The organism is Brevundimonas sp. FV2ps16 (assembly GCF_058681075.1).
In genome coordinates this window covers 1,066,028-1,084,231 of the sequence record NZ_CM178728.1, presented here as the reverse complement: position 1 = coordinate 1,084,231, position 18,204 = coordinate 1,066,028, and the positions used below count along the sequence as shown (strand labels likewise).

General features: G+C 63.1%; 15 protein-coding genes. 7 read left to right on the top strand and 8 right to left on the bottom strand.

Going from position 1 to position 18,204, the window contains the following annotated elements:
• Positions 1-82: 82 nt before the first annotated feature.
• Positions 83-1,897: a glutamine--fructose-6-phosphate transaminase (isomerizing) gene (gene glmS, locus ACW170_RS05110; RefSeq protein WP_492088590.1), complete on the top strand. Its 1,815-nt coding sequence runs from the start codon at positions 83-85 to the stop codon at positions 1,895-1,897.
• On the opposite strand, the gene ACW170_RS05105 is transcribed toward glmS, so the two are convergent.
• The 7 genes from ACW170_RS05105 to ACW170_RS05075 all read right to left on the bottom strand — a co-directional run bounded on the left by ACW170_RS05105 (position 1,858) and on the right by ACW170_RS05075 (position 9,144).
• A complete protein-coding gene (locus ACW170_RS05105; protein ID WP_492088589.1) occupies positions 1,858-2,478 on the bottom strand; it encodes a Crp/Fnr family transcriptional regulator in 621 nt (206 codons plus the stop codon). The genes glmS and ACW170_RS05105 overlap by 40 nt on opposite strands.
• Positions 2,479-2,587: 109 nt before the next feature.
• Positions 2,588-3,331, bottom strand: a complete 744-nt coding sequence (locus tag ACW170_RS05100) for a Crp/Fnr family transcriptional regulator (RefSeq protein ID WP_492088588.1) — start codon at positions 3,329-3,331, stop codon at positions 2,588-2,590.
• Positions 3,328-3,591, bottom strand: a complete 264-nt coding sequence (locus ACW170_RS05095) for a DUF6894 family protein (RefSeq protein WP_492088587.1) — start codon at positions 3,589-3,591, stop codon at positions 3,328-3,330. The genes ACW170_RS05100 and ACW170_RS05095 overlap by 4 nt, the downstream gene beginning before the upstream one ends.
• Positions 3,592-3,648: 57 nt before the next feature.
• Positions 3,649-5,148, bottom strand: coding sequence for a phosphomannomutase/phosphoglucomutase (locus ACW170_RS05090; protein ID WP_492088586.1), 1,500 nt, complete (start codon positions 5,146-5,148; stop codon positions 3,649-3,651).
• Between the two features lie 48 nt (positions 5,149-5,196).
• Positions 5,197-6,282 (bottom strand): glycosyltransferase family 4 protein, encoded by a 1,086-nt coding sequence (locus ACW170_RS05085; protein WP_492088585.1) that lies wholly within the window; start codon positions 6,280-6,282, stop codon positions 5,197-5,199.
• Positions 6,283-6,367: 85 nt separating this feature from the next.
• Positions 6,368-8,584 (bottom strand): AGE family epimerase/isomerase, encoded by a 2,217-nt coding sequence (locus tag ACW170_RS05080; protein WP_492088584.1) that lies wholly within the window; start codon positions 8,582-8,584, stop codon positions 6,368-6,370.
• Between the two features lie 98 nt (positions 8,585-8,682).
• Entirely contained in the window at positions 8,683-9,144 is a 462-nt protein-coding gene (locus ACW170_RS05075) for an Lrp/AsnC ligand binding domain-containing protein (protein ID WP_492088583.1), read from the bottom strand.
• 108 nt (positions 9,145-9,252) lie between these two features.
• Between ACW170_RS05075 and putA the strand changes: the two genes are divergently transcribed.
• The 6 genes from putA (at position 9,253) to ACW170_RS05045 (ending at position 17,432) form a co-directional block, all read left to right on the top strand.
• A complete protein-coding gene (putA, locus tag ACW170_RS05070; protein WP_492088582.1) occupies positions 9,253-12,384 on the top strand; it encodes a bifunctional proline dehydrogenase/L-glutamate gamma-semialdehyde dehydrogenase PutA in 3,132 nt (1,043 codons plus the stop codon).
• A gap of 63 nt (positions 12,385-12,447) precedes the next feature.
• On the top strand, positions 12,448-13,767 hold the full coding sequence (locus ACW170_RS05065) for a glycosyltransferase family 4 protein (protein WP_492088581.1): 1,320 nt from the start codon (positions 12,448-12,450) through the stop codon (positions 13,765-13,767).
• A 149-nt stretch (positions 13,768-13,916) separates the two neighbouring features.
• Positions 13,917-14,645 (top strand): ABC transporter permease, encoded by a 729-nt coding sequence (locus ACW170_RS05060; RefSeq protein WP_492088580.1) that lies wholly within the window; start codon positions 13,917-13,919, stop codon positions 14,643-14,645.
• Between the two features lie 43 nt (positions 14,646-14,688).
• On the top strand, positions 14,689-15,852 hold the full coding sequence (locus tag ACW170_RS05055) for a KpsE/RkpR family capsule polysaccharide export protein (RefSeq protein WP_492088579.1): 1,164 nt from the start codon (positions 14,689-14,691) through the stop codon (positions 15,850-15,852).
• Positions 15,853-16,527 (top strand): ABC transporter ATP-binding protein, encoded by a 675-nt coding sequence (locus ACW170_RS05050; RefSeq protein WP_492088578.1) that lies wholly within the window; start codon positions 15,853-15,855, stop codon positions 16,525-16,527.
• Complete coding sequence (locus ACW170_RS05045; protein ID WP_492088577.1) at positions 16,509-17,432, top strand: hypothetical protein; 924 nt, start codon at positions 16,509-16,511, stop codon at positions 17,430-17,432. The genes ACW170_RS05050 and ACW170_RS05045 overlap by 19 nt, the downstream gene beginning before the upstream one ends.
• Here ACW170_RS05045 and ACW170_RS05040 read toward each other — a convergent pair.
• Positions 17,387-18,004 (bottom strand): cell wall hydrolase, encoded by a 618-nt coding sequence (locus tag ACW170_RS05040; RefSeq protein ID WP_492088576.1) that lies wholly within the window; start codon positions 18,002-18,004, stop codon positions 17,387-17,389. The genes ACW170_RS05045 and ACW170_RS05040 overlap by 46 nt on opposite strands.
• Positions 18,005-18,204: the final 200 nt, after the last annotated feature.

Genomic DNA, 18,204 nt, shown 5'->3' with positions numbered 1-18,204 from the left:
GCTCGATGCGTGGCTTAGCCCCGGATCGCCGCCAGTGCAAAGCGGCGCCTTATCTGTCCCTCTTCCTCGGAGTTCCCAGCGCATGTGCGGCATCATCGGCGTCACCGGCAATGGACCCGTCGTTCCCCGGCTGATCGACAGTCTGAAACGGCTGGAATACCGGGGCTATGACTCGGCCGGCGTCGCCGCCGTCGTGGACGGATCGGTCGAGCGCCGCCGCGCCCAGGGCAAGATCCGCAACCTCGAAGCCGTCCTGGTCGAGGCGCCGCTGAAGGCCACCGTCGGCATAGGCCACACCCGCTGGGCCACCCACGGGGCCCCGACCACCGCCAACGCCCACCCGCACAAGGCCGGCCGCGTCACCCTGGTCCACAACGGCATCATCGAGAATTTCGCCGAGCTGAAGGCCGAACTGGCCGCCGAGGGCCATGTCTTTGAAAGCCAGACCGACACCGAGGTCATCGCCCATCTGCTGGACGCCGAGTTGAACACCGGGCGGCCGCCGCTGGAGGCCTTCAAGATCACGCTGGATCGGCTGACCGGCGCCTATGCCCTTGCGGTGCTGATCGACGGCGAGGACGATCTGATCCTGGGCGCCCGTCGCGGCAGTCCGCTGGTCGTCGGCTGGGGCGAGAACGAAATGTATCTGGGCTCGGACGCCCTGGCGGTCGGCCCCTTCACCCAGAAGATCTCCTATCTGGAAGAGGGCGATTACGTCGCCGTGACCAAGGGCGGCGCCCGGATGTTCGACGTCACGGGCGCGCCGGTGGAACGCGCCGTCGTCCAGGTCTCGGCCTCCTCGGCCATGGTCGAGAAGGGCGAATATCGCCACTTCATGGAAAAGGAGATCCATGAACAGCCCGACAGCGTCCAGCACACCCTGTCGGAATATCTCGACCTGGTGACCGGCACGGCCAAAACCAACGCCGTCGACTTCGCCGCCATCGACCGAATCCAGATCGTCGCCTGCGGCACCGCCTTCTACGCCGGCCAGATCGGCCGCTACGCGTTCGAGAAGCTGGCGGGCCTGCCGTGCGACGTCGAAATCGCGTCCGAGTTCCGCTACCGCTCGCCGGCGGTGTCGCAAAAGACCCTGGCGGTCGCCGTCAGCCAGTCGGGCGAGACGGCCGACACCCTGGCCAGCCTGACCTGGTGCAAGGCGCACGGGTTGATGACCGCTGCAGTGGTCAACGTCCACTCCTCGTCCATGGCGCGCGAGGCGGATGTGCTGTGGCCCACCCACGCCGGGCCGGAAATCGGCGTGGCCTCGACCAAGGCCTTCACCGCCCAGGTCGCCGCCCTGCTGGCCCTCGCCGTGGCGGCGGGCGTGGCGCGCGGCCGGATCGACGCGGCCCAGGAGGCCGAACTGGTCAAGGCCCTGTTCGAAAGCCCCCGCCTGATCGCCGACGCCCTGCGCATGGACGCCAGCATCCGCGCCGTCGTTCAGGATCTGGCCAAGGCCGACGACGTCCTGTTCCTGGGTCGGGGCGCCATGTTCCCCCTGGCCATGGAGGGCGCGCTGAAGCTGAAGGAGATCAGCTATATCCACGCCGAGGGCTATGCCGCCGGCGAGCTGAAGCACGGCCCCATCGCCCTGATCGACGAAGAAACCCCGACCATCGCCCTGGCCCCGCTGGACGATGTGTTCGAAAAGACCGCCTCAAATCTTCAAGAGGTCGCCGCCCGCGGCGGTCCGGTGATCATGATCGCGCCGGAAAAGGCGCCCGCCCCGCACGGCGCCGGCATCCGCCGCATCCACGCCCCGGACTGCCACCCCCTGATCGCGCCCCTGGTCTACGCCGTGCCGGTCCAGCTGCTGGCCTATTACACCGCCGTCCAGAAAGGCACCGACGTCGATCAGCCCCGCAACCTGGCCAAGTCCGTCACGGTGGAGTGAAGCGTCCGCTGGCGGACGGCGCCGACCGCCGCGGCGTCCAGGGCGGCAACGTCGCAAAGACGGATCGCCGCCCGACCGACCCGTATGGCCCCTGCCGCCTGCAACTCGCCGCCGGCAGTTGAGATTCCAGCCCGGCGAACGGCCAGAAGATCGGCGATGTCGCTCTGGCGCAGCGGTATTTCCATCGCCTGGCTCAAGCCGTGAATATCGAGCAGCAGCGCTGCGAGACGCTCGGTGACTCGTCCGCGCGCCTGACGCTTCACTTCCGCATGGGCCGCGTCCATCCGGCGCCGCAGATCCGCAAGGGCGGTCTCGACCAGGGTGGGACGGTCAATCATCTCGACCAGACGTTCCGCCGGGATCGTGACCTGCCGGCCGGCGGTCAGCCACAGGCCGTCCTCCTTCGCCTCGCCTCCGACAGCAGCGTCGAAGTTCAGAAGGTCGCCCGGACCGGCCAGCCCGAGGCAGAGGGAATCCCGCCCTTGCCGCGCCACTGCGCCCTCGAGAACCAGGGTGACGAACGCCTGGCCGTCCTGAAACGGCGAGATACGCTCCCCGGAAGCGGTGGGTTGATCCATCATATCTATGCCCTGAACCGCCAAGCGGGAGAGCAGGGCTTGGGCGAGATTCGGTGCGGACATAACGGCGATCAACCCCAGAGCAGGGTCGCGCGCGATAACATGGATTAAGTCAGACCGGCTCGTTCTGCAGACGCAGATAGGTAGCGTCGAACTCGGCGATCTCCGCCAGTCGGCGCCAGTCCAGAATCTCGACCTGGCCTCCGCTCCAGTTGATCACACCTTCGCCCCGGAGTTCGGTGACCAGGCGGCTGACATGGACGGTGGACAGACCCAAGGCGTCGGCGAGCGTGGCCTGGGTCAGGGGCAGGTCGAACCGCAGTCGCTCCGCCTGGCCCACCGCCTGGAGTCGCAGATACAGTTCGCAGACCAGGTGGGCCAGATGGCCCAGGCCGCTGCGCCGCCCCATCGCCACCAGCCATTGTCGGTGGATGGCCGCGTCGATGATCGTGTCCAGCCAAAGCAACCGCGTCAGATGCGGATGGCGTTCGGTCAGGGCAATGAGTTTCACATGGGGCGCGGGCGCTACGACGCAGTCGGTCAAGGCCACGACGCCATGGTCCATCTGCTTCATCAGCAGACTGTGCAGATCGATGAAATCACCCGGCACATTGATCTCGGTGATCTGACGTCCACCACCCGCAAGCGTGCTGTAACGCGCCGAAAAGCCCGAGATCAGCAAGGTGCTTTGCAAGGGGTGCGCATGTTCCTTGACGATGTCAGCGCCGCTGCGAACCTCCTGCGGAGACCCCAGAACATCCTGAAGCGCTTCGACTTCTTCTGGGCTGACATGATCACGCCGGGACAGTTTGTCGATCAGGGTGGCGATCTTCGGCTGGGGTCCCGCCTTGGTCATGTCTCAGACTCGGCCAAGGTCCAGCCCTCCGGCGCAACGTCGGACGCCTTGGCGGTGACGCTGACCACCGTGCGCCCGTCGGCGTCGGTCACGATCACGCTGAACGAGGCCGTCTCCCAGAAGGCCGCGCCCCTGTACCGCAGGATCTCCCCCAGCACCGCCACCGCCTCTTCGCGGGCCGCGTCGGCATCGGGCAGATCCTCACCCTGATCATCCCGAATACAATCGCCGTTCTCGGTGTGAAAATAAAAGTGCGGCAAGCCGGCCTCCAGCATCAGGTCTGCTGGAAGCGGTCATCGGGCGGATTGGTTCAGCGTTCAGATTTCCTGATTGAAGGCGCCGATCTCGGGATAGGCGGCCAGGCGCGGCTTGATCTCCTTGCGGAACAGGTCGCGCATGTCGTCCTCGGACCGCATGCTCTCGACCACCACGACCAGTTCGGGCTTGTTCGACGAGGCGCGGACCAGGACCCAGGAGCCGTCCTCCAGGTGCACCCGCACGCCGTTGACGGTGATTGCTTCAAGGATCTTGCGGCCCAGGATCTCGCCGCCGGCCTCGGCCAGGTCGGAGTATTCCTTCACGATCCGCTCCAGCACCCCGTATTTCAGCTCGTCGTCGCAATGGGGCGACATGGTCAGGCTGGTCCAGGCATCCGGCAGGGCGGCCTTCAGTTCGGAAAGTTTCTTGCCGGGATTGCGGTCCAGCATGGCGAGAACCGCCCCGGCCGCGACCAGGCCGTCGTCGTACCCATGCCCCAGATCACCGGCCATGAAGAAGTGGCCCGACTTCTCGAACCCGGCCAGGGCGCCCAGTTCGGCGGTCTTGCGCTTGATGTAGGAGTGACCGGTCTTCCAATAGACCACCTCGGCGCCATTGGCCTTGAGGATCTCGTCGGTCTTGTAGAGGCCGGTCGATTTCACATCGACGACGAAGGTGCTGTCCGGATAGACCTTGGACAGGTCGCGGGCCAGCATCAGGCCGATCTTGTCGGCGAAGATCTCCTCGCCCGTATCGTCCACCACCCCGCAACGGTCGCCGTCGCCGTCGAAGCCCAGGGCCAGGTCGGCGCCCGTCTCGTGCACCCGCTGGGCCATCTGCACCAGCATGGCGTGATCTTCCGGGTTCGGATTGTACTTCGGGAAGGTATAGTCGAGGTCGGTGTCCATCTCGATCACCTCGACGCCCATCCGGCGCAGGGCGTCCGGGGCGAAGGCGCCGGCCGTGCCGTTGCCGCAGGCGCAGACCACCTTCAGCGGGCGCTTGATCTGCACCTTGGAGGCGACGTCGGCCACATAGGTCTCGCGGAAGTCCTCGACACGGACCAGTTTCCCGCCCGGCCGGGCCACGCCCTCGCCGTTCAGCACGATCTGTTTCAGCCGGCCCATCTCCTCGGGGCCGAAGGTCAGGGGCTTGTTCGCCCCCATCTTCACGCCGGTCCAGCCGTTCTCGTTATGGCTGGCCGTGACCATGGCGACGCAAGGCGCATCCAGCTCGAACTGACCGAAATAGGCCATGGGCGACAGGGCCAGGCCGACGTCCAGAACCTCCATCCCGCCTTCCAGCAACCCCAGGATCAGGGCCTGTTTGACGCTGAGGCTGTAACTGCGGAAATCATGGCCGGTGACGATCTTGGGCACGACGCCAATCTCGTGGACATAGGTGGCCAGGCCCAGACCCAGGGCCTGGATGCCGAGAAGATTGATCTCCTTCTCCAGGATCCAGCGGGCGTCGTATTCCCGGAACCCCGTCGGCTTGACCAAGGCCTGCGTCTCATAAGCCGCCGTGTTCGGCTTCAGGTCTTGGCGGGGTTTAGGCATGCGTCTTCTTTCGGGGGCGGCTTACGGTCACAAACGATGCGCGCCGAACTAAGCCGCAGCGCGCTTGCGAATCCGGGCGATACGCCGAAGACGGCGCCAAAAACGGCCGCGCTCGGGCTCTGGATAAGGTTCCAGGTTCTCGACGAATTGCTCGGCCGAGGCGCGCCAGCTGAATTTTTCAGCATAGGCGCGGACATCCCGGCGGTCGAGCTCGAGACATTTCAGGCAGGCGGTCTTCAGATCCTGGTCGATCACTCCGGCGTTCGAGCCGGGAATAATGTCGATCGGACCGTGCGCCGGATAGGCGGCGACCGGCGTGCCGGCGGCCATGGCCTCAAGGATCACCAGACCGAAGGTGTCGGTCCAACTGGGGAAGACGAAGACGTCCGCATCGCGGAAACAACGGGCCAGGTCATCGCCGAACCTGGCGCCCAGGAACTTCGCTTCGGGGTATTTTTCCTGAAGCTCAGCTCTCGCCGGGCCGTCGCCGACGATGATCTTGGTGCCGGGAAGGTCCAGTTCGAGGAAGGCCTCGATATTCTTCTCCACCGCGACCCGACCGACGTTCAGGAAATAGGGTCGGGGCCAGTCCTTGCCGCCCATCTCGTCATAGATCCGGTCCAGATCGGGGTTGAACATCTCTGTGTCCACGCCGCGCGACCAGGGCGAGACATTCTTGAACCCATGTTCGACCAGTTCGTCGCGCAGCGTCGGGGTCGCCACCATCAGCCGGCCCGACGGCTTATGGAACCACTTCATATAGGCGTAGCCGACCTGAACCGGGATCGGGAACCGGGCCGAGACATATTCGGGGAATTTGGTGTGGTAGCTGGTCGTGAACGGCAGTTTCCATTCCACGCAGATGCGGCGCGTGGCGATGCCGATCGGCCCTTCGGTGGCGATGTGGACAGCCTCGGGCTCGAAGGCCCGCAGCATTTCGCGAATCTCTTCTTCTGCCCCCAGCGCCAGCCGGATTTCCGGGTAAGTCGGACAGGGAATGGTCTTGAACAGGCTCGGCTCGATGACCTCGACCTCATGACCCATGCCGCGGCATTCCGCGACCGTGCGGGTCAGGGTGCGGACGACGCCGTTGACCTGAGGTTCCCAGGCGTCAGTGGCCAGAACGATGCGCATTGAGGCGGGCGGACCCTGAGCCGTTAAGTAAGGGCGGAACTTCTAGACGGTTCGAATGACGAAGGCGAGACGGATACGGCGGACATCAAGACAGTTCCAACGCTCCGATCCGCTCGGACTTCAACTGCACAAGACTGGTCCTCGCCTGAGCGAAGGCCCCCATTATGTGGTAGAGTGAGCGAGCGGGCGACGGTTCATCAATGAACCTGCCGGTCTCCAGCATATTGTCACGCCAAAGCCCGGACGGAGCCAGATAAAGCCACAAGGCGCGCTGAGCACGTGCGGCCTGCTTCAGACAAAGGTCGCGGCGGGCGTCGTCAAACAGCATCGCCAAGATCAGCGCCGCCTTCATCCATTCGGCCTGGGACCACAGCCGGGCACGCGCACTGCGAACAGCCCCCTTTATGTCCATCGCATCGATCACCACGCCCCGCTTGGCGTCAATTCCCTTCATGCCGCCCAGGAAAATCGTCCAGGCTTCCTCGAGAATTTCGGGCGAAGAGCGAGCGCAGGCATAGCGCGCGAATAGCCCAGCCCATTCAAATTGCCGTCCCGGCTTAACCAAGGCGCCGTCTGATCCCGGCGCCGGAGACCAGTCGGACGAAAAAAACTCCCGCAGAAGACCGGTTTCCTCGTCGACGAACCGCGACCTAGCAAGATTGACGATCCGGTCGGCGAGCGGCTTCCAGCCCACGTCCTCGCCAACCTCCTCCCAGGACAGCGTCGCCTCGAGCAAACGCATGTTGGCGGCGGACTGGTAGGGATAAGCCCCTCCTTCGACCAGCCCGCCCTGAGGCGAGCCCAGCGCCAACATATGATCGCGCGCAGCCGCCGCTTGGCGCTCCAGCCCTGCGGCCGGCTTGGCCTGATGAGCCGCCGCCAGGGCCCTTATCAGAAAGGCCTGATCGCACAGCATTCTGGGTTCATCGCCCGCCGCGCCGTCCGTGGCCAATCGGGTGACAGCCAGACCGGAGTCGTCGAGCAGGCGCTGGTTCAACCAGTCCAGCCCTAGATCGAGCGTCGCACGCCACGGTCCGGGCCACCCCAGTCGCCCTGCCTCAGCGTAGACTGCGATCTGACCGCCTTGCACCCGGGCGCTGCGAGGCGCCGCGAGGCGTCGCCCATCCTGACCGAGCAGTTCCTCGAAGCCGCCTTCGGCATTCTGGCCCAGGGTGCACCATGTCGGAAGGGCCGCCTGCCGCATCCAGGACGCCATTCGCACCGCGCCGTCCACAAGGCTTTCGTCCACAGGTCGGGCGAAGTCGAGGTGCCGGGGCGACAGGGTCTTCAGACGCTCGACCACTTTCTTGACGTCTTGGCTGCGTCTGAGGTCGGTGACCAAGACGGCGTCTTTCTCGACGATGATACCGAGATTGGACACCCCGATGGCCGCCACCATCACCCCGTCGCCAGCCCGCACCAGGCAGTTGTCGACGTCCTCAAATATGTGCAACCCGACGTCGCCTTCGCCGGACGCATGAACCGAGTCCCAGGCGCCCAGATCCGACCATTCGAAATCCACCGGAAGCACGGATGCGCGGCGGGTCTTCTCCATGACGGCATAGTCGATCGATATCTTCGGGGCCGACGCGAAACGTTCACCCAGGAACACGGCTTCACCGTCGTGCGCCGCATCATCAAGGGCGTGGATCACCGCCTCGACGAGACCTGCGGTCGCCTGCGCGAGCTCTTCATGGAGCACATCGGCCCTGACAATGAAATTGCCGCTGTTCCACAGATATCCGTCGGCGATGTAGCGTTCCGCAGTTGCGACGTCAGGCTTCTCAACGAATGCCTTAACCTCGGAGAGGCCGGTCCCGACCGGGGCGATATAGCCGTACGCAGAAGAAGGTGAAGTCGGAACGACGCCCAGCGTGACGATACGTCCGGCATGAGCGGCCTCGCTGGCGATCAGGGCCGCTCTTCGGAAGGCCTCGGCGTCGGGAATATGATGATCCGATGCGACGAAGAGGTTGACCGCCCCCGCAGCGTGGCGATGGGTCCAGAGCGCGGCCGCCGCCATGGCCGCAGCAGAATCACGCCCCTCCGGCTCGAGCAGGATCACGGCCTCCCGACCGATCTCCGCCAATTGTTCGACGATGGCCGAATGATGCGACGCGCCGCCGACAATGATCAATCGGCCGGCCGTTCCCGCCAAGTCCGACACCCGTTCAACGGTCTCTTGAAAAAGCGAGCGATTGCCCGCCAACGGGATGAACTGCTTCGGACGAGACGGTCGCGACGCAGGCCAAAGGCGAGTGCCGGAGCCGCCGCACATGATCACGGGAAAAATCACCGGCATGGATAAGTCGCTGCTTTCCTGCTTGTTCTTAAGGCGGTCTTACGTGGCGAGACCAAAAACGTCACCCCTAACGGATCGAAATCCGGAAGGCTCCCTGCTTACAGCGGCAACACCGTCGTCGATTTCACCTCTTCCAGCACCGCATAGGTCCGTGTTTCTCGCACGCCCGGCATCCGCACCAGGACGTCACCGAGGAAGGCGCGATAGGCGTCCATGTCGCCGACGCGGGCCTTGATCAGATAGTCGAATCCGCCGGCGACCATGTGGCATTCCAGTACTTCGGGCTGACTGCGGACGGCGGCGGCGAAGGCTTCGAAGACGTCGCCGGTGGTGCGGTCCAGCAGGACCTCAACGAAGATCAGCAGATCGCGACCAACCTGGGCCGGATCGATCATGGCGGCGTAGCCGGTGATGATCTTCTTTTCCCGCAGGCGCTTGACCCGCTCGAAACAGGCGGCCGGCGACAGGTTGCACCGCCGCGCCAGCTCGGCGTTGGAGATGCGGGCGTCGGTCTGAAGCACCCGCAGGAGGCGGCGGTCGACGGCGTCAATATCGATCATCGGAAAATGAGCCCCTAAACCGAACGATTATCAGCATCTGGCCATATCATACGAAGCACCTTCAATGAACTCCGGCATATACGGCGGAAATCCACAGGATTGTCACCGATGACCGCCCCCGCCTTCATGCCTTCGAGCCTGGCCGTCTGGGACGGCCTGGACCACCACAAGTTCCGCGATGAGCGCGAGGCGGTCGCCGCCAACCTGGCCCGCATGCCTTTGAACGCCGCCGAACGCGCGGACGTCGTGTCGGAAGCCGCCGCCCTGGTCGAACACGCCCGCCGCAGCCAGAAGAAGCAGGGGGTGGTCGAAAGCTTCCTTCAGCAGTTCAGTCTGGGCACCCGCGAGGGTCTGGCCCTGATGTGTCTGGCCGAGGCCCTGCTGCGCGTGCCGGACGAGAAGACGCGCGACCGGCTGATCGCCGAGAAGATCGGCTCGGCCGACTGGGCCAGTCATCTGGGCCAGTCCGACAGCCTGTTCGTCAACGCCTCGACCTGGGGCCTGATGCTGACCGGCAAGCTGGTCGATGTAGACGACGAGGCGCGCAGCGACCTGCCCAGCTTCCTCAAGCGGATCGCCGGGCGACTGGGCGAGCCGGTCATCCGGCAGGCCGTGGCCACCGCCGTCAAGATCATGGGCGAGCAGTTCGTCGTCGGCCGCACCATCCAGGGCGCGCTGAAGCGGTCGAACAAGGAAGGCTGGCTGTGCAGCTTCGACATGCTGGGCGAGGGCGCCCGGACCATGGCCGACGCCGACCGATACGAAAAGATCTACGCCGACGCCATCGAGGCGGTGGGCAAGACCTCGAAAGGCCAAGGTCCCGAGCACGGTCACGGCGTGTCAGTGAAACTGTCGGCCCTGTCGCCCCGCTATGAGGCGACGCACGAGGACGACGTCTGGGCGACCCTCTATCCCCGGATCCTGCGCCTGGCCCAGATCGCGGCCAGATACGACATCAACTATACGATGGACGCGGAAGAGGCGGACCGCCTGGCCCTGTCGCTGAAACTATTGGACCGGCTGGCGCATGAGCCCAGCCTGGGCGACTGGACCGGCCTGGGTCTGGCGGTGCAGGCCTATCAGAAGCGCGGGCTGGAGACGATCGAGCGGGTCGCCGACCTGGCCCGTCGCTCGGGCCGGCGGCTGATGGTGCGGCTGGTCAAGGGCGCCTATTGGGACACCGAGATCAAGCGCGCCCAGGTCTTCGGCCGCACCGACTATCCGGTCTTCACCACCAAGGCGGCGACCGACCTGAACTATCTCGTCTGCGCCCGGGCCATGATCGAGGCGGCGCCGGCCCTCTATTCCCAGTTCGCCAGCCACAACGCCCACACCCTGGCCGCCGTGCGGCGCATGGCCCGCGACCGGGGCGTGGCCGTCGAGCACCAGCGCCTGCACGGCATGGGCGAGGCGCTCTACGACGCCGCGCACGAGGCCTGGGCCAATGAGACTGTGATCGTCCGCGCCTACGCCCCCGTCGGCGGACACGAGGAGCTGCTGCCCTATCTGGTGCGGCGCCTGCTGGAAAACGGCGCCAACTCCTCCTTCGTCCACGCCCTGCTGGACGAACGCGTGCCCGCCTCGGCCGTCGCGGCCGATCCCATCTCCCTGGTCGAGCAAGCGCCCGACCGTCACCCCAAGATTCCGGTTCCGCAAGACATGTACGGCGATCGTCAGAACTCCCTCGGCCGCGACTATTCGCAAGCCGCCGACCGTGAAGCCCATGCGCGCGCGCTGGAGGGGATCGACCGTGAGAAGCTGACCTCCGGCCCGATCATAGGCGGCAAGCTGCGCGCCGGCATCGACGCCCAGGCCGTGACCAATCCGTCCGACCGGTCGCAGACGCTCGGCCATGTCTCGGAAGCCGAGCCGGCCGACATCGACGCCGCCGTCGAGGCCGCTACGAACGCCCAGGTTCAATGGGACCGTCAGGGCGGGGCCAAACGCGCCGTAACCTTGCGCGCCATGGCCGAGGCGCTTGAAGCCGATCTGGACCGCCTGGTCGCCCTGCTCAGCCGCGAGGCGGGCAAGACCCTGAACGACGGCGTCGCCGAGGTGCGCGAGGCCGCCGACTTCTGCCGCTACTACGCCCTGCTGGCCGAACGCGACTTCACAGCCCCCCAGACCCTGAAGGGCCCGACGGGCGAGACCAACCAGCTGATCCTGCACGGACGCGGCGTCTTCGCCTGTATCTCGCCTTGGAACTTCCCCCTGGCCATCTTCACCGGCCAGATCGCCGCCGCCCTGGCCGCCGGCAACGCCGTCCTGGCCAAGCCCGCCGAACAGACGCCGCTGATCGCCGCCGAGGCCGTGCGCCTGTATCACAAGGCCGGTCTGAATCCCGATCTGCTGGCCCTGGTTCCCGGACGCGGCGAGACGGTCGGCGCGGCCCTGGTCACCCACCCCGGAATCGACGGCGTCGCCTTCACCGGCGGCACCGACACGGCGGCGGCCATCAATCGGTCTATCGCCGCCCGCCCCGGCGCCATCATTCCCTTCATCGCCGAAACCGGCGGCCTGAACGGCATGTTCATCGACACCACGGCGCTTAAGGAACAGGTGATCGACGACGTGATCCAGTCGGCCTTCGGCTCGGCCGGCCAGCGCTGCTCGGCCCTGCGCGTCCTCTACGTCCCCAAGGACTCCGCCGACGCCCTGATCGAGGGGCTGAAGGGCGCCCTGGCGGTCCAGACCGTCGGCGATCCCGCCGATCCCAAGACCGACATCGGCCCCGTCATCGACCCCGACTCTCGCCGCGCCCTGGAAGCCCACGTCGAGCGCCTGGCGAAGGAGGCGAAGATCATCGCCCGCGCCGACATGCCGCTGGGATCGGAAAGGGGCGACCTGTTCGCCCCCACTATCGCCGAGATCCCGACGCCCGACTTCCTGGAGCGCGAGGTGTTCGGCCCGATCCTGCACATCTATCGCTACGACTCGGCCGACCTGAAATCGGTCGCCGGCAAGCTCGCCGCTCGGGGCTACGGCCTGACGCTCGGTGTCCACAGCCGCATCGAAGCCTTCGCCGCCGAGGTGGTCGACCTCGTCCCTGCCGGCAATGTCTACATCAACCGGTCGATCACCGGCGCGGTGGTCGGGGTTCAGCCGTTCGGCGGCGAAGGCTTATCCGGGACGGGCCCGAAAGCGGGCGGACCAAACAGCCTGATCCGCTATGCGGCGGAGAAGGCCATCAGTGTGAATATCGCGGCGCAAGGCGGAGATCCGACACTCTTGAATCTGTGAGAAAAGGTTGACGACAACCATCGCCTGTCGTCCATGAGCTGCGACTGTTTTCTCTGGATCACTATGACTTCAATCTGCATCGACGGCTTCAATCTCGCCCTGGCGAAAGGGTCGGGAATTGCGACCTATGGTCGGAACCTGCTGGAGAATGTTCAAACCCTAGGGTTCGGAACCCAGGTGCTTTACGGACCGCCCACGCCGAGAAGGTCCAGTAATGTACTAAATGAGGCCGGACTGGTTGATGCTGAACGACCGCCGCAAAAGCTGAATCGCAGCCAAAAATCAAAGCGGTTCCGAGAGACGCTCATGGCCCCACTCGGACGAGAGGCCTATCCGATCCTTCCGTCTGGCGAAGTGATCTGGCCTAGCCGCCGCGGTGGCCGGCCCTCTGCTGATCGCTTCTGGGCGTCACAGGAATTGTTCTTTTATGGAAACCGCGCCTTCGCCGCTTATGGCCGAGAGACGCCGGTGAATTTCGGCGTGACCACGGATGCGCCGGCGCCGGATGTGATGCACTGGACATCGACGCTGCCCATCTACGCAAAGAGCGTCCCTAACATCTATACGATCCACGACCTCATCCCGTTGCGCCTGCCGCACACAACATTGGACGACAAGGCTGTCTACGGCGCCTTGTGCAAGGCGATCGCCAAGCGCGCCGATCATATTGCGGTCGTCTCGGAGACGACCCGCCAAGACGTCATCCGCCTTATGGGAGTGAGCGAAGACCGTATTACCAACACCTACCAGGCAGTCAGCATCCCGCCCGCACTGCTGAATAGGCCACAGCCCGAGGTTCAAACCGAGCTGGAAGGCGTATTTAACCTCGGCTGGAAGGATTATTTCCTTCATTTCGGCGCCATCGAACCGAAGAAAAATCTCGGGCGCATTGTCGAGGCCTATCTCGCCTCCGGCAGCAAAACTCCTCTTGTTCTCATTGGCGGTCGCGCTTGGCTGGATGAGGGAGAGGTGGCGTTGCTAAACCAGGTGAAGCGTGACGGCGGCCCAAATGCGGATCGTATCCGGCAATACGACTACATGCCCTTTTCAATGCTGATCAGCTTGATCCGCGGCGCCAAGGCGACGATTTTCCCGTCGCTATATGAAGGGTTCGGCCTACCTGTTCTGGAGTCCATGGCCCTCTCAACAGCCGTTTTGACATCGACGGGCGGATCTCTTCCGGAGGTCGCCGGTGACGCAGCCGTGATCGTTGATCCGTACGATGTCCAAGCCATTACGCGGGGAATACAGGCGCTGGATGCGGACGCACCCTATCGGCATGAACTGGAAAAACGCGGTGTAACTCAGGCCGAGCGCTTCAGCCCAACGGCTTACCAGGCGCGGCTTCGCGAGCTTTACGCCAAACTTGGCCTGAAATCCTGATGGTCGTTGAATCTTTGGCTTGACCCCACCCCTCATTCGTCTGAATGGACACTCTCGACGTAGGTTTGAGGCTTGCGATCCAGGGAAACCGACGAGAGCTTATGGTCTTCGCGCCTCTAGCCAGACATCTTCGCATCATCGGCGCTCTGATGATGCGCGAGGTCATTACCCGCTTTGGTCGTGAAGGGTTGGGTTTCGCGTGGCTGATCGGCGAACCCCTGCTGTTCTGTTTCGGCGTAATGACCCTGTGGGGTCTGACTAAGCCTGCCTATGAGCACGGGGTCCGCCTGGCCCCCTTCGTCATGACGGCATATATGTCGCTGATTCTAATACGGCACCTGATCAGTTTCATGGCCGGAGCCCTACAGGCCAATATGGGCTTGTTGTATCATCGTAGAATCGCGCCGCTTCACATTTTCGGGGCAAGAATCCTGATGGAGTTTGGTGGTTCTACTGCCGCATTTGCAGTGGTCTACGTAGTCTTGCTTTCCCTTGGGGAAGTAGATGCTCCATATAGCTATTTACTGCTTTATTCTGGATGGTTTCTTCTCTGCTGGATCGCCGTCGGGTTCGCTCTTGTTTTAACCGGGTTGGCGATGCGCTTTGAAATTTTTGAGCGCTTCATCGGCCTGATTAGCTACCTTCTGATCCCCTTGTCCGGCGCGTTCACCATGGTGTCCTGGGTCCCGCCCAGCGTGCAAAAATATCTCCTTTACATCCCTTTCGTCCATCCGATCGAAATGATCCGAGCGGCCGTATTTGGGGAGTTTGTAGAGACCCACTACGACACGACCTACGCCTTGGCTTGGGGTACAATCTTCATCATCCTCGGCTTGGCGCTCGTGCTAAGCTCTCGCGATAAAATCGAAACGGAATGACCCTGAGCGAGACGGCTCTGGCGTCAATGTCACCGGAAACATCATGACGGATGCTAAACTCAACTATCTCGGCCCTTTGCCGGATCGTCTTGAAGGTCCAGCCCGAGGCAAGCCGTGGTGGAAACGAATACCTTTGCCGTTTATTCTGATCGTGGTTTTGCCGACTCTGGTGACCGCGTTTTATTTCCTCATTGTCGCGTCGCCACGATATGTGTCGGAGTCGCGCTTCATCGTTCGTGCAGCCAACCAATCGCAGCCGTCCAACCTTGGCATGGCGCTGCAGGGGGTCGGCCTGACCAACACGACGTCAGACGCATTCGCTGTACATGAGTACATCAGCTCGCGCGACGGCATGCTCGAAGCCCAGAAGACGTTTGACCTGAGCAGAATACTCCGGCCTCGCGGCCTTGATATCTTTACGGGCTGGCCTCGACTCGGAGAGGGCCGCTCTAACGAAAGCCTTCACAAGGGCTTCGAACGTTTCGTCACCGTCGGCTACGATGCATCGACAGGAATCAGCGTGTTGCGCGTCGAAGCGTTCGAGGCACAAACGGCTTACGACCTAAACCGAATCTTATTGGAGGGCGGGGAGGGCTTGGTTAATCGCCTCAACGTCCGGCAATCCGACGACGCTGTGAAGGAAGCACGCCTCTCGGTCGACGACGCCAGGGGGCGCCTCGCTGACATCCAAAGACAACTCACGAATTTTCGTAATCAGCAGCGTTTTGTTGATCCCGTCCGGACCGCTGCGGAAGGGTCTCAACTAATCGGATCACTAATGACCACGCTGGCGACCTTGCGCGCAGAACGGTCTCAACTGGCGTCAGAGGCCCCGCAAAGCCCTCAGATCGCGTCTTTGGACAATCGTATAGCAGCTTATGAGCGTCAGATAGAATCTGAGCGCAGTAAAATCGCGGGGGACTCAACGTCTCTTGCGAGCAAGATTGGCTCTTATGAAGAATTGGTCGCGGCTCGTGAAATTGCGGAGAAGGAACTAGCTCAATCGACAATTTCGCTCTCTACTGCGGAGCAGGAAGCACGTCGCCAAAAGCTATATCTTGAGCGGATAGTTACTCCAAACTTACCCGACAAGGCGACAGCCCCGCGTCGATGGATATCTATTATAACCGTCTTGGTCAGCGCGCTTATGATTTATGGCGTCGGTTGGCTGATCTGGGCTGGCGTTCGTGAACACAGCCAAGCCTAGATGAGCCTTCCTTCTGAAAATACCGGCCTCGTGGTCAGGGGTTTGAGCCGGAGATACAACACCTCCTCTCTGCCTCTGTTCAAGGGACTGAGCTTCGAGCTGAAGCGTGACGGCCGGCTTGCCGTCCTTGGTCGGAACGGCCAAGGGAAATCTTCGCTGATCCGCATACTCGGCGGTGTGGACCGTCAAACCGAGGGGGTTATCGATTGGCGCATGAGTTCTTCATGGCCGATCGGCTTTCATGGTGGTTTTCAAGGCAGTCTCTCAGGCCTTGATAACGTCCGGTTTCTCGCTCGGCTCTACCAGAAAGACTATAAGGAGATGCTGGCGAGGGTGGATGATTTCGCCGAGCTTGGATCAGCCATGCGGCGACCGATCAAACATTATTCTTCGGGCATGCGCGCGAGGCTGGCTTTCGGCCTATCCTTAGCGATCGAATTTGATTGCTATCTCATTGATGAGTTGGTGGCTGTCGGCGACGCGCGCTTTCAACGAAAATGCCAGGACGAACTGTTCCAACACCGCGCCCACCGAGCCTTCTTGATGGCCTCTCACGACGTAAATCTGGTCGCCAGCTACTGCGATACCGCCCTGATCATCGAAAGCGGCAAGGCCAAGATGTTTCATGACGTTCAAGAGGCCGTCGAGGTCTATACGTGGCTGAGGGCAGCTTGAGCGGTCCGGCATCCCAGTGGATTGTCCTGCCGCCAAGCCTTGAGCGTGAGGCATGGCGCGTCGCCATCATGGCCCACGCGGACAAAGTCGGCGTCGATGTGCAAGAATGGCGAGAGGGGTCGAGCGTCTCGCAGACGGCCACCCTGATCATGACCGAGGACATACGCGAGGCCCAGTCAGCAGGGGCGTCCGATCAGAACATCATCGTGGTCGGTCTGAAGCCCTTTGTTGACCTGGAGGGATGTCATGAAGATTCAGACGTCAATGCGCGCGTTGACGGGGTGTCGCGAAAAATAGCTGCAGCTTATGGTTTCAAAGGCCGTCTTATCCGGGATTTGACAAACCACGCGACGATTCCCGCGCTTCCAGGGTTCTCGGGCGCCTCGGTAAAGCCCGGTCGCCTGCGCGAGCTTTCGGCAAGAGAGATTGCTCTTCAGAACGCTTTCGAAACGTTTCGCAGCGGCCGCGGCGATTGGTCCAGCCGGCTATTCAGTTATGACGCCAGAAATGCCGGGACCGGGCCTCGCCTGGGACAATTGGACGTAACGGGAAGGCCGCGTTGCCTCCTGTATGGCCCTTATCTTGTCATGCCGGCAGGCACTTGGCAGGCGGTCGTGACCCTGCATTTCGATCACAACGTTAGTCACCGCCGTTTTCGGATAGATTGGGGAGGCGGCGAAAACTTTACGTCCTATGAATTCTATCCTGGGCGCAGCGGCGTGTTCGAAATCTCGTTGGACTGCACGTGGGATGTGCCTGGCCCGTCCGAATTGCGCGTTCTAATTCTTGAGGGTGTATTTGATGGCGGTATGAGCTTTGGCGGCGCCGTTGTAAGCCAGATCACCGATGCTTCGCCGCTTCAGGGCGCTGAGGATGCATCCCCGCTTCCCGTCAAGACCGCATAGGCGCGTTCGATCGCCTCATTCTTTACGAAGATTAGCCCAAAAGGCGAGCTCTTCCGGTCTTCCGACGCGCCAGGCGTGCCGCGCCGGTCTAAAGGCGCACCATAAAAAATGTGGGTCCCGATGCGATGAACGCGCTCCAGGCGCCGAGACCACGAGGGGCTCACATAGTCGGCGTGATAGTTGACTGAACGTCCTGGAAGGATGGGTTTGGATTCGCCTGAATAGACGTTACGGGCGATCCGTTCCGCGCGCGCCCAGGAAGCGGGATTGACGCGCGAACGGCCAATAGATCCGTCACAGGTGAAGGTGAACTGGCAAGTTCGCGTGTTGCGCTGATAGACTACTTCGCAGATGTCAGCGGGGTAGCGGCCGCTGGCGGCGCGGTTCATCACCACCTCGGCCACAGCAGCCTGCCCTTCTTCATTTTCACTGCGCGCCTCGTAATAGATCGCCTGAGTCAGGCAGGTCAGGGGGTCGCGCGGCATGGCCGCGGGCGTGGTCAAATCCAGACGGGGCGCCACATAACCGGCCGAACGGACGACGGCGGTTTCGGCGGATGCGGCTCGGGACATACGCGTAGTTCCGCTGCGTTCCGGGCGAACAGGGGCTCTAGGCGCCTGGCGCCCGACGGCTTTCGCGTCGGTCAGACGGCCGCCTCGGCCTTCGGCAATCATGTGCCTCAAGCGGTCGTTCAATTTGGCGCGTCTATCGGCATCCTGCACCATCTGCGGCGCAGGCGTGGGCATCGGCAGTCTCGCAACCGGGTGGCCGG

Excerpts from the sequence above, each read along its gene's own strand:
- glmS (WP_492088590.1), top strand. The coding sequence starts at position 83 with ATGTGCGGCATCATCGGCGTCACCGGCAATGGACCCGTCGTTCCCCGG.
- ACW170_RS05105 (WP_492088589.1), bottom strand. The coding sequence starts at position 2,478 with ATGATGGATCAACCCACCGCTTCCGGGGAGCGTATCTCGCCGTTTCAG.
- ACW170_RS05100 (WP_492088588.1), bottom strand. The coding sequence starts at position 3,331 with ATGACCAAGGCGGGACCCCAGCCGAAGATCGCCACCCTGATCGACAAA.
- ACW170_RS05090 (WP_492088586.1), bottom strand. The coding sequence starts at position 5,148 with ATGCCTAAACCCCGCCAAGACCTGAAGCCGAACACGGCGGCTTATGAG.
- ACW170_RS05085 (WP_492088585.1), bottom strand. The coding sequence starts at position 6,282 with ATGCGCATCGTTCTGGCCACTGACGCCTGGGAACCTCAGGTCAACGGC.
- ACW170_RS05080 (WP_492088584.1), bottom strand. The coding sequence starts at position 8,584 with ATGCCGGTGATTTTTCCCGTGATCATGTGCGGCGGCTCCGGCACTCGC.
- ACW170_RS05075 (WP_492088583.1), bottom strand. The coding sequence starts at position 9,144 with ATGATCGATATTGACGCCGTCGACCGCCGCCTCCTGCGGGTGCTTCAG.
- putA (WP_492088582.1), top strand. The coding sequence starts at position 9,253 with ATGACCGCCCCCGCCTTCATGCCTTCGAGCCTGGCCGTCTGGGACGGC.
- ACW170_RS05065 (WP_492088581.1), top strand. The coding sequence starts at position 12,448 with ATGACTTCAATCTGCATCGACGGCTTCAATCTCGCCCTGGCGAAAGGG.
- ACW170_RS05060 (WP_492088580.1), top strand. The coding sequence starts at position 13,917 with ATGATGCGCGAGGTCATTACCCGCTTTGGTCGTGAAGGGTTGGGTTTC.
- ACW170_RS05055 (WP_492088579.1), top strand. The coding sequence starts at position 14,689 with ATGACGGATGCTAAACTCAACTATCTCGGCCCTTTGCCGGATCGTCTT.
- ACW170_RS05050 (WP_492088578.1), top strand. The coding sequence starts at position 15,853 with ATGAGCCTTCCTTCTGAAAATACCGGCCTCGTGGTCAGGGGTTTGAGC.
- ACW170_RS05040 (WP_492088576.1), bottom strand. The coding sequence starts at position 18,004 with ATGTCCCGAGCCGCATCCGCCGAAACCGCCGTCGTCCGTTCGGCCGGT.